The sequence below is a fragment of the Psychrosphaera sp. HA2-10 genome (genome assembly GCF_055693745.1).
On the sequence record NZ_CM146341.1, the window covers coordinates 1,070,320 to 1,084,596 of the forward strand.

Genomic DNA, 14,277 nt, shown 5'->3' on the forward strand with positions numbered 1-14,277 from the left:
GCTTATTTGCAACTGCCTGAAAAACCTAAGAAGATGACGACTATTCGGGCTAAAATTTATAACAGGGTTGTGATGAGTCGCTTTATTTGTTTATTACCTTTGTGGGCCGCAATTTTGATCGAAGCGCACATTCGCTTTTTGAGTTTCAGATCCTCAAATTCTTTAGATTTTATTGGTATCGCAATTCAGCTAATACTAGAGTCTTTACCAATATTTATCGTACATTATTTTATTTTTAAACCCGCGGTTAAAAAGCAGACACACAATAACAAGAGTAATCAAGTCAACACGCTCGTTCATGCAGGGCCCAATGTTGAACTTGTTGTTTGGCACAAAAAGTTAAGACCTCTAATTCATCAATTGTTAAAACCTGCTTTATGGTTCACCTCCTTATTTTTATATCCTCCAATACTGATCAGTATGGACATAGGAGAGTTTTCTCACTTTGAGTTATTTGAGTCGATTTTATTTAGCTTTCAGGCATGGCTGTTCTTTATTATTGCCAGCGTTCTTTGCATGTTAAATCATTTTTTATCGGCAACGCATAAAAGCCATTCCAGTGACTTTTTAACTAACTTATTTTCACTAAACGCGATTGTAATATTAGGTATTATCGGCTGGAGCGTTTTGATGGCAGGCGTATTTAATGGTTACCAAGACCCAATGGCCAGTCAACCGTTAAACTTAGTGATTGATGTCATGCTAATTTTTTCTGAGTTTGCTACTTTTATGGGCTACTTTTGGCAATTTTTAACTTTAGGCTTTCTTATAGGAGTAGTGTATTTTGTTAATCGCTACTTTTTTATCCGTCAGCTACTTGCAAAATATGGCGTGTTATCGTTTTTAGCATCTTCACTTATTTTTATCGTTTTACTAACACCCTTGCTGTCATGGCTTGCCTTACAATTGCCATTAAATGAATACAAATTTACGTTGATACCCTCTGGTGATCAAAACCCTTTTGATATGGCTAATTACCAATTCACGTTTTTTTTATTAGCGATATCAACACCTATTATTTTAGCCTTTGAACGACAGCAACAAGAGGTAGAAGTCAGCCGTATTAAATCCATGCAAACATTGACAGAATTGAAGTTGCTGCAACAACAAATTAATCCACACTTTTTATTTAACACGTTAAACAATCTTTATGCGTTAACACTGACTAAGTCTGAACAGGCGCCTGAGATGGTGATGAAATTGTCTAATTTACTGCGATATACCGTATACGACGGTCAATTAACATTAGTTGAGTTAGAGAAAGAAGTTAATTACTTAAAAGACTTTATCGCGTTACATGAAATCAGGCTAGGCAATGATCATAAAGTAGAAACGTTTTGGCCAGAACACCAAGAACAGTATGTAATTGCGCCGTTGTTATTAATTAATATCGTTGAAAATGCCTTTAAATATGGTGTCCAGTCTGGCGGTGGTGACACAGCTACGCCAATAAAAATAACGTTAACTCTAACAGGAAATAGCTTGTTGCTGGTTTGCGACAATCCGATTATCAAAGAGCCTAAACATCATCAAAAGGGCGTAGGATTAGATAACCTCAAGCGCAGGTTGTCCTTGCTGTATCCAAACCAACATTCGTTATCGACATCGAGCAAAAATGAAGTTTGGCAAACTCGATTGCAGATAGAGTTGGAACCAGTTAGTGCAGACAAGCAAAAGAGAACGATAGCCCCAAAGGTAGACTCAAAAGGGAAGGATTCTAAGGATGATTAACGCGATTATTGTTGATGATGAGCCTTTGGCACACCAAGTTTTACTTCATCACATAAAGGAACACAGTGACATTAACGTTGTTGAGCAATTTACAAGTCCAGTAAAAGCACTGTCCTGGTTAGCCAATAACAGAGCAGACTTAATTTTTTTAGATATTAATATGCCGTTGTTAAATGGCATCGATTTACTAAAGGTGTTAGCTAATCGGCCCCAAATCATCATAGTCAGTGCGTATCAAGAATATGCGATTGAAGGCTTTGAGCTCGATGTGACCGATTATTTGCTTAAACCGACATCAGCAGACCGACTCTCTATGGCTATCGATAAAGTTCGACATAGACGCGCGCTACAATTGAATAATAAGAGCAATGTAGAAGCCTCTGAAACTGAGACGCGCGACAATTTTATTGTCTTAAGAGTTAACCGAGAAAAACGCAAGTTTGAGTTTTCTAATATTGATTATATTGAGGCTTACGGCAATTACGTAAAAGTATGGCAAGGTTCACAGATGGTATTGGTTAATAGCACACTAAAAAATATATTGGCGGAGCTTCCCGAAGCCCAATTTACGCAAGTTCATAAGTCCTATGTAGTATCAAGGTCAAAAGTTTCGGCGATTGATCAAGAATGTTTGTGCTTAAGTAACGGTATTGAAATAAAAATTGGTAAGTCGTTTAAGCAAAAAGCGTTAAATATTCTGTAGTATTTGCCTTAATAACTTATTAAACCATCACTTTAGCCCAATAATAGGCGGTGATTTATTGGTGCTAGAGTAACTTTGAGGTAAAGTTGTATCAAACCAATAAAAAGAACATTTTTTAAGGGATATAAATGAATAGTAAAAAACTAATTTTAGGCAGTGCCTTGTTATCATCGTTAATGATCGCAGGCTGCCAAACTCCTCAATCAGAACCTTCAGAAAAAAAAGTGGTTAAACCTATCGTTTCAGAAAATTATACTGCAGTTACCTATCCGGGCACACGAAAGGGTGATGTAGTTGATAATTACTTTGGTACAGATGTTGCCGATCCTTATCGTTGGTTAGAAGACGATATGAGTGCCGAAACAGCAGACTGGGTTAAAGCGCAGAACAAAACTACGTACCAATACCTAGACTCTATTCCTTATCGCGCCAAGATTGAAAAACAATTAGGCGAGTTATTAGATTATGAAAAAGTGGGCATGCCATTTATTGAAGGCGACTACACTTATTTTTACAAAAATGACGGGCTACAAAACCAAAGTGTTTTATACCGTAAGAAAGGTGACGGCGAAGCTGAAGTCTTTTTAGATCCAAATGCGTTCAGTGCTGATGGTACGGTTTCTATGTCGGGCATCACATTTTCTGAAGATGGCTCTTATGCCGTGTATTTGATATCGGAAGGCGGCAGTGACTGGCGTAAAGCGCGTATTATCAATACCAAAACGAAAAAACAAATTGGCAATGATCTTGTCGACTTAAAATTTACTGGTATTGCATGGGTAGGAAATTCTGGTTTTTACTACTCTAGTTATGACAAGCCTAAGGGCAGTGAGTTGTCAGCAAAAACGGATCAGCACAAATTATATTTCCATGTGTTAGGAACTTCACAGGCTGAAGACAAACTAGTTTACGGTGGAACTGAAGCTGAAAAACATCGCTATGTTGGTGCAGATGTAACCAGTGATGGTCGTTATTTATTAGTATCGGCTTCTGTTTCTACGTACGGCAACAAACTATTGTTAAAAGATTTAAGTCGTCCAAATTCAAAGTTAAAAAGTATTGTTGATGACACAAAGTCTGATATTTCACTGTTGGCTAATAAAGGCAAAAGCATATTTTTATTAACGGACCGTGATGCCCCAAACAAACGTGTTGTTAAATTAAATGCAAACAAACCGACACCTGAAAATTGGGTTGATGTGATCCCTGAAACTGAAAATGTGTTATCTGTATCAAAAGGTGGCGGTTATATATTTGCGCGTTATATGAAAGATGCGACCTCTCTAATTCAACAGTACGACTCAAAGGGCAATAAAGTTAGGGATATTGCCCTACCGGAAGTGGGCAGCGCTGGTGGTTTCTACGGCAAAGATTCACAGGCAAAAGTATACTACTCGTTTAGCAACTACAAAACGCCTCGTACTATTTTCTCGTTGGATGTTAAAACGGGTAATTCTGAAGTTTATAACAAGTCTGCTGTGAACTTTAATAGCGACAACTATGAGTCAAAACAAGTATTTTATACGTCAAAAGACGGCACTAAAGTACCCATGATCATTACTCATAAAAAGGGCCTAAAGTTAGACGGCTCAAACCCAACTATTTTATATGGTTATGGCGGCTTTAATGTGAGCTTACAACCAGGATTTAGTTCTACTCGTGCAGCATGGCTTCAGTTAGGCGGCGTTTACGCAGTTGCGAACTTACGTGGTGGCGGTGAGTATGGTAAAAAATGGCATGATGCAGGCATTCAAATGCAAAAGCAAAACGTGTTTGATGACTTTATCGCAGCCGCTGAATATTTAATAGAGAGCAATATTACGTCATCAGGTAAGTTAGCCGCAATGGGTGGCTCAAATGGTGGATTATTGGTTGGTGCAGTAATGACGCAACGCCCTGACTTGTTTAAAGTTGCATTACCGGCAGTTGGTGTATTAGATATGTTGAGATATCACACCTTTACCGCTGGCGCAGGCTGGGCATATGATTACGGTCGCTCTGATGACAATGCTGAGATGTTTAATTATTTGCTAGATTACTCGCCAGTTCATAACGTAAAACCTGGTGTCGAGTATCCAGCAACTATGGTAACGACTGGCGATCATGATGATCGAGTTGTACCAGCCCATTCGTTTAAATTTGCGGCTGAACTGCAAGACAAGCAAGACGGAAAAAACCCAGTGTTAATTCGTATTGAAACCGATGCGGGCCATGGAGCGGGAACACCAATAAGCAAAACTATCAAGCAATACGCTGATATATATGGTTTTACGCTTTATAACATGGGCGTCAAAAACATCTAATTAAACTTTATTGGTTAATACCCAAAAGTTAAAAAAGGAGCAAAATAGTAAGTCGTTTCGACGCCATGCTATTTTGCTTTTTTTATATTATATTCTTGTAATACCAGTAAGGTCACCATAACCCAATGCTTTACCATATTTTAGGTGCAGTTAGCTCTATCCTGTTTTTGTTAACCTGGTATGGCTTGTCAAAGCAACTCAACTTAATAAACCATCGAAAATCTAAAAAACTGTTAGCCACAGAAAACTTATCGATTAACCAATTTGGCTCTAGTTTTTTTGCGTTTTACGCTAATTTTATGTTTGGTATCGCAATAGAACCATTTAATCATTATTTGGTCTGGACTCGCTTTGGAGCATTAGTGCTGCTCATTGCAATATTGTTTCGTATTTATCAAGAACGTAAAGGGCGCGTTAATTCTGTGGTTTATTATGGTGCTGTATTGGCGTTTTTGATGGGCTTACTTTCAATAGGTTATCGACCTTTTCCTATTTTCGCAAAAGTAGCAACTGATATGTTGATGCTAGTTGTTACCCTAGTTCTCGTCCAAGGTACAATTCATCAATATTGGCTTCTGCACAAATCAAATTCACTAGGGAGTCTGTCGTTCCCATTAATAAAAAGTATCCTAATTAAGGATGTTAGTACGTTAGCATTTGCCTTAACAATGCCTTTTAGCAGTGCCTGGCCACTACTGATTTTAAATGGCATGAGTATCATCTCTCGAGGTGTTTTACTAATCAAGATGTATAAAGTTAATCAATGACCCTCTAAGGTTTTTCCCCATATTGAAACAAATATTTTGACATTAACTAATTAGTCTTCTAATCGTTAATAACTACAAGTAAATTTGTTTAATCTAACTCGATTAGATTGAGTTTAACCTAGCTAAAATTAATTGTGTTTTTATAAAATATAAGGATTTAACTGATGGACTCTGGCCAAAAATTACATCTACATCAGATTCCTATTTCTATAAACCAAAGCGACTTTTATTTAAAAACACTTATTGAGTTAAATAGTGTTTTAGAAAACTTTGTAGGTGAGTCTGAAAGTACGGCTTTTATGAATCATGTCGCACAACATCTTTCCGATTTGTTTTTAAACATGTATCAAACAGGGACTGAAAAAACTCAATTTACGCCACACCAACTTGCGGAAATATTAGTTGATTTAAAACGTCGAATTGGTGGTAGCTTTTCAATCATTGGAGTGACAAATAAACACATTGTGTTAGGTAATACTATGTGTCCCTTTGGTAATGCTGTACTTGGCCGTCCCTCTATGTGCCAAATGACAGCAACGGTGTTTGGCAAAATAGTTGCGGATAGTAACGGCTATGCAGGTATCAAAATTGATAAATCCATCGCAAATGGTGACGGCCATTGTCATGTAAAAATATTGCTTGAACCGGACTATAACGATACGGAAGTGTTAAGAGAGTATTTTCATGATGTTCAACAGTGATATAGATTTAGAACAGCATTTGGACACAGAAAGTATTATTACCAATATAACAGACTCTGCAGTCATCGTTACCTTGTCGGGTAAAATAGAGCGTTGTAATGCCAGTGCCAAAAAGTTGCTTGAACGATATACTAAAAGTCAGACATTTAACGACTTAGTCGAAGAGGTTTCTTCATTCAAAACCTTTGATGCCATTAGGTCTAAAGCAAAAGAGATCACCGGTTTGCAGGTGTGCAGACTAAAAAAAATAAGTAATGGAGAGGAATGCCTGACATTCTTTTCATCGTTAAGGTCTAGACTTGATCATCAAGTTGTAGCGATACTATTTCAGTTTGATGACAAAGTATCTAAATTTAACCAAATGCAAACACACCATACAAGCGAATTGGGCGAGCATGCAAAGCTCATTCGAAAATTTCAATCAGATGGCATACACGACCCGCTAACCGGTTTAAAAAACCGACGCTACATGGATGAGTATTTACATAGTCAAATCGAATTGAATGTTCGTCATAAAGTCCCAGCGACATTAGCCGTATTAGATATTGACCACTTTAAAAAAGTAAATGACACATACGGTCACAGTGCTGGTGATACAGCTATATGCGCTGTTGCAGAACAGCTTGAGCGAAGAGCAAGGGACTCAGATGTGGTATGTAGATGGGGCGGAGAGGAGTTTTGCATCTTTTTAAATCATGTAAGCGGCGAACCAGCTCAACAGGTTCTAAATGAAATACGAAAAAATATTGAGCGTTTAACCATAGAAACGAATGAATGTAGCTTTCACATAACGGTCAGTATTGGTGCTTCAGAGTTACAAGGCAATGAAAATAAGCCTATTACCATGACAGAATTGTTTGAACGTGCGGATCATGCTTTGTACAAAGCAAAGAATGGTGGACGGAATAGAGTTGTATTAAAATTAGAAGCATTTTAAGTCTTTCCATTGCAATATATAGGTTGCTATAATCCGCCTGAACAGCGGGTCGCCCGACTCGTTATTTGATAACAATGCCTATATTTCTTGAATGTGCATTGTAAAATTAAATGTGCTGTTTCAAGGAGCGAGAATGATCCTTCCCATGGATAGGGCCAGTCTTTTGGATCATTATATATCTCGGAGTTTTACATGATAGATGTCATTTTTGACGTTATCGGCATGTCTGGTACTTTTTTAGTAGTGGGCGCGTTCTTTTTATTACAGTTAAATAAAGTTGCACCTACTGGTTTAGTTTACAACATGATGAACTTATCGGGGGCGATCTTGTTGCTAATTAGTTTGTGTTACAACTTTAACTTAGCGAGTTTTGTCATTGAAATATTCTGGATAGCAGCATCGCTAATCGGTTTGTTTAAATACTATAAAAATAAGGCTGACTCAGCACAAGCGCAATAACTATACGAACGCAATAACTATACGAACGCAATAACTATATCGAGATGCGTGTTGTATAATTGACCCGTTATTACATGGGTTGAAATGAAGGTGAGTATTTGGCTCACCTTTTTTGTACAAGTAGGAAAACAAAATTGAAAACATTGTTTATAGCGCTAATAACTTTAGTATCCTTTGCCGCTATTTTATTTTCCGCACGATTATCAGGTGGTTTATAAAATAAAAGTTAACTCGAATTCGGACTTTGAAAAGCTACTTGCTTTAAGTACAAAACCGCTTGTTACTATTCTTCCAGATAATTTTGATTTGTTAAAACTCATTAATAAAACCCGCTTTTCAGTAAAGGCCAAAGTGTATGATGGTCATTTTGAACGAGGTGGAAAGCCGTTGTTTGATACTAACGTTTTGTTTGAAAAAGCCTTATACGTTGAGCCAATTGTTACCAAAGGCCAGCTAACAAATTCAATTATGACTTTTGATTTAGTATCGATAGAAAATAACCAAAATCTTTTAGCGATTAAAAAAATAAGTGAAAAGCCGTCTTTTGATGCACTGACTTGGGTAGCTAAAAGTCGAGCGGAAAAAGCAAAATCGATAACGTGTCCTTCGGTTGAAACAGAGCCTGCACTAGAAGCTACAGTAATATTAAATGAAATTGTTGCTTGTTTAGGTAATACGCCAGTTTATTTAGAAACAGCAGACTTTAAGTGATCAAATCAGTCTAACGGTCAGTATCAACATCATTAATTTTTGAGGTTCTATTATGCTTAATATGGATTTTTCAGAACGACTTGTTATTGAAACTGAAAAAGTAGATTGGATAAAAAGCCCCGCGCCTGGCGTTTGGCGAAAGCCACTAGAACGAGAGGCCAAAGAGTCTGGGCATACCACAAGCATTGTGAAGTATGATGCAGGTGCCTCTTTTTCAACACACACTCATCCATTTGGCGAAGAGATATTTGTGCTAGAAGGCGTTTTCTCAGATGAAAACGGCGATTACCCTGCGGGCACTTATATTCGAAACCCACCTAATAGTCACCACGCGCCATTTAGCAAAGAAGGTTGTGTTATTCTGGTAAAGCTTAATCAATTTGATCAGCGTGATTTAACCGACGTTAAACTCGATACCAATGTAACACCTTGGTTGCAAGGCCACGGAGGATTGCAGGTTATGCCTCTGCATGACTTTGAACATGAACACGTTGCTTTAGTAAAATGGCCAGCCAATGAAGTCTTTAATCCACATCGCCATTTTGGAGGTGAAGAAATTTTAGTTCTATCTGGTTGTTTTTGCGACGAAAACGGCGAGTACCCAAAAGGCACGTGGATCAGAAACCCTCATATGAGTCAACACACTCCATTTGTTCGTAAAGAAACCGTCATACTAGTAAAAACGGGGCACTTGCCGCTGGCAATTTAAGCCGACGCTTAACGCAGCACAAAGCCCAGACCAAAAAAGGATTTAAGCAGGGCTGGTTGTCAGGTCATCATTTTTTAATAGTGCGGTCATATAGCGGTAACAGTTTTCTTTCAAGTTAGACACAAATCTAACATTCACTTGAAAGGAAATAATAAAATGAAACAGGCAAAATCTTTAATTATGGTAGCGTTGATCGCAGCTCTTGCAGGTTGTGATCTTGATGGCAACGATGGTGAAAATGGCGTAAGCGGTGCAAACGGCACTAACGGCATTGATGGCGTGAATGGAGAAGCGGGAAAAGACGCTCCAACATCGTTGGTTTCAACTTTAGTGGCAAGAAGTGTTTTAAATGCAAGTTCGCCTGAGGGCGCGGCAGAAATTGTTGCCTTTCAAAAGTCTACTAAATGGATTTACGCCATTAACAGCTCGGTATCACCAGCCGTTGTTGAAATTTTAGATACTAATGACCTCGATCCAAACGCACTTTCTAAAGACGCCGAAGGTGTGGTCACAAATACCAACCTTACGTCAGCAATTACAATTAATCTGAGCGACACAGCAAATCTAAATGGCGATGCAAATAGCATTGCTGTAGATGACGTAAATGAATTGTTAGCCGTTGCCGTAGCTTCAGGTACGCCTGGTGTTAATGGCCATATCGCGTTTTTTGATATTTCTGGCGCAGCGCCCGCGTTTATTAAAAACGTAGAAGTTGGTGACCTGCCAGATAACGTTGCCTTCACGCACGATGGCGCAAAAGTTATTGTTGCCAATGAAGGTGAACCGTCTAGTGACTATACCATTGACCCAGAAGGCTCTATTTCGATCATAAATATCCTTGATGGCGCCCCAGCAGACGTTGCTACAATGATTTCACTTACTGGCTTTAATGATCAACAAGAAGCATTAGAAGCACAAGGTGCTAAGTTCTCAAATCCAACGGGTCAGACCATAAAAGGTGAAGTGAGAAGCTACACAGTGGCACAAGATTTAGAGCCTGAATACGTAGTGGTTTCAGAAGATAACTCTGTGGCCTTTGTTTCGTTGCAAGAGAACAACGCCTTAGCCATCGTAGATTTATCAGATAATAGCGTTCAAGTTATTGGCTTAGGGTTTAAAGACTGGAGCCAATATAAACTGGATGTGTCTGATAAGGACGATGGAATTAACTTAAAGTCTTATGACAATTTATACGGCATGTATCAACCTGACACCATTGCTTCATTTAATTGGCAAGGTGCGAACTTTATCGTATCTGCCAATGAAGGCGATGGTAGAGAGTATATTGCATTTGAGCGTGACGCTGCTGAAGATGAAGGTAAAAATGAGTGTGAAACGGACTTTCCTGATGGCATTTACGAATGGGATGATGGTGAGGAAGTATGTATTGCTTATACCGACGAGTCACGTGTTAAAGACTTAGAGGACTTTGCGCCTGTTACTGCAGAATTAGATGCTTATGTTTCGGAGCAGGGCGGAAAAGATGGTTTAGGGCGACTGCTTGTTACCAACGCTTTAGGTAAAAACGCTGACGGAGAATATGAAAAGCTATACGCCTATGGCGCTCGGTCATTTACTATTTGGGACCAAAATGGTTTGGTAGTATTTGATTCAGGTGACGACATTGCTCGAATTACCGCCTCTATTCACGGAGCGTCATTTAATAATGATGAAGATGAGAATACCGGAGATACGCGCTCAGATGCTAAAGGCGCTGAACCAGAAGCGTTAACCTTAGGTAAAATTGGTGAGCAAACTTATGCGTTTGTTGGTTTAGAAAGAATGGGTGGCATATTAGCGTACGATATTAGCAATCCATATAACGTTAAGTTTGTTGATTACTTTTATAACAGAGGTCTGACGGAAGGTGCTGATATTACCGGTGATTTAGCGCCTGAAGGCATGAAGTTTGTTGCAGCTGAAGACAGTCCAACAGGTGAAGCCTTGCTAATTATTGGCAATGAAATATCTGGCTCAGTGGCCGTGTGGCAAATAGAGCAAAAGTAGATTTTCAAATAGGATGAGCGCGGCAAAGACGTTGCGTTTATCCTATTATCTTCGAAGACCCTTCGTTACGCCTATTGTTAGCTTTAATATTTTTTAAATTCTGCTTTAACTACCACCAATTCTTTTGCTAATACTACTGATTTTGCGCTATAAACTCTTCACAACTGCCTTGGTGTGCCGTATCCATAAGGTGGGCTATTTTCCAGTCACTGTTTTGTTGAATAACGTGAATTGAATTAACGCCACAGTGACTTATTTTCCCGTTAAAGTAAAAAACAAAATATGTCCAAATGTTGGCTAAATTACCAAATGATTCAATGCGATAGTTAATGATTTGTTCATCCATGTAGTCTTTTTTACGTTTCGCTATACTGCTTGCAAACTGGGGGATATCGGTCATTTTTAACAGTCCGTTCTGTCTCGCTCTAACCAATGTTGCGTCTTTAGCAAAGGCGTTCGCTATCTTTTCTGCATTGTGTTCACGCATGCCATCAAATAACTGTTGAACTGGCTGATATTGGGCCTGATGTGCGGACTTTTTCAGCCTTAACTCAATATTATCAGTGACATTCGTTTTTATTGCTCCGTCAGCCAGATTGGATTCAGACAAGGCAAAAAGACTCAAAGCTAGTAACGCAGACATGACAATTCCTCAAAGACACTTTTTAGATTAGTTCAAAAAAATCGAAAGATAGTGGCGATTTTTCGCAATATTCATTTTTAAAAATAGAAGCTAAATTGTCGATACTTAATACAAGGAGCATTTAAATGAATAACGTACTAGTAATTAAATCTTCAATTAGCGGCGATGCTGGTAACTCTACTATGCTTACTAATGAGTTTGTAGAAAAACTTAAGAAGTCGAACAGCAAGCTTACGTTTGCAACAAGGGATTTGGTTAATCCAATACTGCCACATCTATCGGCCGATGAGTTAGGCGCCTGGATGGTTGAGCCTCAAAGCAGAACCAAGGAGCAACTTGAGTTAGCCTCTTTATCCGATGAGTTGATCAATGAACTAAAGTCACATGACACCTTAGTTATTGGCATGCCTATGTATAACTTTGGTATTCCTTCAGCTTTCAAAGCCTGGATAGATAGAGTGGCTCGCGCTGGTATTACGTTCAAATACACAGAGCAAGGCCCACAAGGCTTACTGACAGACAAAAAGGTTTTTGTTATTGCTGCTCGAGGTGGTATTTATCAGGGCACTCCGGCTGACACACAAAGCCAATACTTAAAAGATGTATTTGCGTTTATTGGTTTAACAAACGTAGAGTTCGTATACGCAGAAGGGTTAAACATGCCAAATAAAGAGGAAGGTTTGGCGACTGCACGGAGTGCAATGGATAGCATTATATCGCGCTTATAATTGCAATTTAGCTTAGCTTTCAATAAGGTGGCATCGTTCTTTTTATGGAAGTAAATTATGTACCAACATTTGTATAAACGATTTTTGAGTGCCAGACCTGATATTCAGCACTTTGCCTGTCATAGCCATCATTACTGGCCAGACGTAACTCGCGAGGCAATGTTAGAGTACTGGGACGATACTGCACAAATGGCCGATGACAAATGGAACTATATTTTTTCCCAAAAGATGCCACAAACTCAGGCATTAGTTGCTAATGCCTTAAATATTAAAAATCCAGAGCGAGTCGTATTTGCGCCCAATACGCATGAACTTCTAGTGCGTATCCATTCGTCGTTTGACGCTGACAAAAAAGTTAAAATCTTAACGACAGATAGTGAGTTTTACTCTTTTGAGCGTCAATCTCAGCGCTGGTTACAAAGCGATTTAGTTGAGATAGTGCGCGTTTCAACTGTGCCTTTTGACACTTTTGAACAACGATTTGCTAAAGCAGCCCACGAACAGTCGTTTGATTGGATATTTGTGAGTCAGGTATTTTTTAATTCCGGTTTTGCAATTAAAAATTTAAAAACTTTTGTTGATACCTTGCCAACACAGCCTCTTATAACGATTGATGGTTATCATGGTTTTTTTGCCATACCAACAGACTTGAGCGAACTTGAACACCAGGTGTTTTATTTGTCCGGCAGTTATAAATACGCACAAGGTGGCGAAGGTGCTTGTTTTGCCGTTGTACCAGACGGTAACTTTGAGCCGATTTATACAGGATGGTTTGCCGAGTTTGGTGATTTACACCAACGTAAAGAGGGTTATGTGGGGTATGCACAAAATGGTCAGCAGTTTGCTGGGGCAACCATGGATATGTCGCCGATGTATCGTCTCAATGCCAGTTTGCAGCTGTTTGAAGATGAAGGGCTGTCAGTTGACCAGATTCATGAGTATGTAAAACAGTGTCAGCTGTCTTTTTTAAAAAAACTACAAGCATTAAATCATCCACTATTAAACCTTGATAATTTGATGCAACATCAGTTTTTGCCTGATAAAAGACCATTTGAGCAATACGACGACGCTGAGAGTGAACTAGACTTAAATAAAATCGAAGTTAACGAGTTAGGTTTACACGGCCATTTTTTGACCTTCAAGCTGGAGCCAAAAGATGTTCAGTTATTAGCTGAGTTTTTATCGAACCAGGGTATCAAAACAGATTATCGTGGTGATAGATTAAGATTTGGTTTTGCAATTTATCATAACCCATTGAACTATGATCTCTCTTGCCTAGAGTAAGAAGCGCAAGTAATATGGTTCTTAGAGCATTAGCGTATCAGTTACAGCTGATGAGTAAACGAATTAATTAGAGCGAATAAAGCACATAATGTCATTAAAACAAAACATAGTAATAGCAATTACGTTACTGCTTGTCCTTATTGGACAATCGGTATCTGCTAGCGCGATTGTAATGACAAATTGTGACCACCAAACCGCAAATGAAGCTCATGTTAACCACGAGTCTGTAGATGTAGGCCATGTGATGCAAGGTATGTCACATTCGACTCAAAGTATGGCAAATAATGATAGCAACAATGCTGACCATGCCAATATGGACTGTTGCGATACAGATAACGAATGCAGCTGTCCTCATAATAGCTGCCACAATGCCACGTATTTATCATCAGTGGCGTATTTCCCCAACCAAGCATTTCCACCTAGTCGTTATGGCAAAGTGAAATCAATGACTACTCTAGCCCACCAATTAGGGCTCTATCGCCCACCGAACTTATCTTAACCTAGGATAATTGTGTCTAAAATTCACCAAATTTCTTAGTCATAAACATCATTGTTTAAGATTAACGTTTGGGATTGCACATTCAATTTATTGAT

Annotated in this window: 14 protein-coding genes; 13 read left to right on the forward strand and 1 reads right to left on the reverse strand. The window is 38.7% G+C overall.

Annotation, left to right across the window (positions count from 1 at the left end; all coding sequences use genetic code 11):
- The first annotated feature begins 72 nt into the window (after window positions 1–72).
- The 10 genes from ACZ1GV_RS04915 (at window position 73) to ACZ1GV_RS04960 (ending at window position 11,028) form a co-directional block, all read left to right on the forward strand.
- Window positions 73–1,731 (forward strand): sensor histidine kinase, encoded by a 1,659-nt coding sequence (locus tag ACZ1GV_RS04915; RefSeq protein WP_472675493.1) that lies wholly within the window; start codon window positions 73–75, stop codon window positions 1,729–1,731.
- Window positions 1,724–2,434 carry a LytR/AlgR family response regulator transcription factor gene (locus ACZ1GV_RS04920; protein ID WP_472675494.1) on the forward strand — a complete coding sequence of 237 codons (711 nt, stop codon included), beginning with the start codon at window positions 1,724–1,726 and terminating at the stop codon, window positions 2,432–2,434. The genes ACZ1GV_RS04915 and ACZ1GV_RS04920 overlap by 8 nt, the downstream gene beginning before the upstream one ends.
- Before the next feature lie 128 nt (window positions 2,435–2,562).
- On the forward strand, window positions 2,563–4,737 hold the full coding sequence (locus ACZ1GV_RS04925; protein ID WP_472675495.1) for a prolyl oligopeptidase family serine peptidase: 2,175 nt from the start codon (window positions 2,563–2,565) through the stop codon (window positions 4,735–4,737).
- Window positions 4,738–4,862: 125 nt separating this feature from the next.
- Window positions 4,863–5,504, forward strand: a complete 642-nt coding sequence (locus ACZ1GV_RS04930) for a hypothetical protein (RefSeq protein WP_472675496.1) — start codon at window positions 4,863–4,865, stop codon at window positions 5,502–5,504.
- Window positions 5,505–5,668: 164 nt separating this feature from the next.
- Window positions 5,669–6,205, forward strand: coding sequence for a methanogen output domain 1-containing protein (locus ACZ1GV_RS04935; RefSeq protein WP_472675497.1), 537 nt, complete (start codon window positions 5,669–5,671; stop codon window positions 6,203–6,205).
- Window positions 6,189–7,142, forward strand: a complete 954-nt coding sequence (locus ACZ1GV_RS04940) for a GGDEF domain-containing protein (RefSeq protein WP_472675498.1) — start codon at window positions 6,189–6,191, stop codon at window positions 7,140–7,142. The genes ACZ1GV_RS04935 and ACZ1GV_RS04940 overlap by 17 nt, the downstream gene beginning before the upstream one ends.
- A 192-nt stretch (window positions 7,143–7,334) precedes the next feature.
- Window positions 7,335–7,601, forward strand: coding sequence for a CBU_0592 family membrane protein (locus tag ACZ1GV_RS04945; protein ID WP_472675499.1), 267 nt, complete (start codon window positions 7,335–7,337; stop codon window positions 7,599–7,601).
- 207 nt (window positions 7,602–7,808) lie between these two features.
- A complete protein-coding gene (locus tag ACZ1GV_RS04950; RefSeq protein ID WP_472675500.1) occupies window positions 7,809–8,312 on the forward strand; it encodes a hypothetical protein in 504 nt (167 codons plus the stop codon).
- Window positions 8,313–8,364: 52 nt separating this feature from the next.
- Window positions 8,365–9,021, forward strand: a complete 657-nt coding sequence (locus tag ACZ1GV_RS04955; RefSeq protein WP_472675501.1) for a cupin domain-containing protein — start codon at window positions 8,365–8,367, stop codon at window positions 9,019–9,021.
- Between the two features lie 156 nt (window positions 9,022–9,177).
- Window positions 9,178–11,028: a choice-of-anchor I family protein gene (locus ACZ1GV_RS04960; protein WP_472675502.1), complete on the forward strand. Its 1,851-nt coding sequence runs from the start codon at window positions 9,178–9,180 to the stop codon at window positions 11,026–11,028.
- Between the two features lie 133 nt (window positions 11,029–11,161).
- On the opposite strand, the gene ACZ1GV_RS04965 is transcribed toward ACZ1GV_RS04960, so the two are convergent.
- Window positions 11,162–11,671, reverse strand: coding sequence for a nuclear transport factor 2 family protein (locus tag ACZ1GV_RS04965; RefSeq protein WP_472675503.1), 510 nt, complete (start codon window positions 11,669–11,671; stop codon window positions 11,162–11,164).
- A 125-nt stretch (window positions 11,672–11,796) separates the two neighbouring features.
- Here ACZ1GV_RS04965 and ACZ1GV_RS04970 point away from each other — a divergent pair, with 125 nt between their 5' ends.
- From ACZ1GV_RS04970 to ACZ1GV_RS04980, 3 genes are all read left to right on the forward strand, one after another.
- A complete protein-coding gene (locus ACZ1GV_RS04970; RefSeq protein ID WP_472675504.1) occupies window positions 11,797–12,399 on the forward strand; it encodes an FMN-dependent NADH-azoreductase in 603 nt (200 codons plus the stop codon).
- Between the two features lie 57 nt (window positions 12,400–12,456).
- On the forward strand, window positions 12,457–13,683 hold the full coding sequence (locus ACZ1GV_RS04975; protein ID WP_472675505.1) for an aminotransferase class V-fold PLP-dependent enzyme: 1,227 nt from the start codon (window positions 12,457–12,459) through the stop codon (window positions 13,681–13,683).
- An 88-nt stretch (window positions 13,684–13,771) separates the two neighbouring features.
- Window positions 13,772–14,182: a hypothetical protein gene (locus ACZ1GV_RS04980; protein WP_472675506.1), complete on the forward strand. Its 411-nt coding sequence runs from the start codon at window positions 13,772–13,774 to the stop codon at window positions 14,180–14,182.
- The last annotated feature ends 95 nt before the right edge of the window (window positions 14,183–14,277 follow it).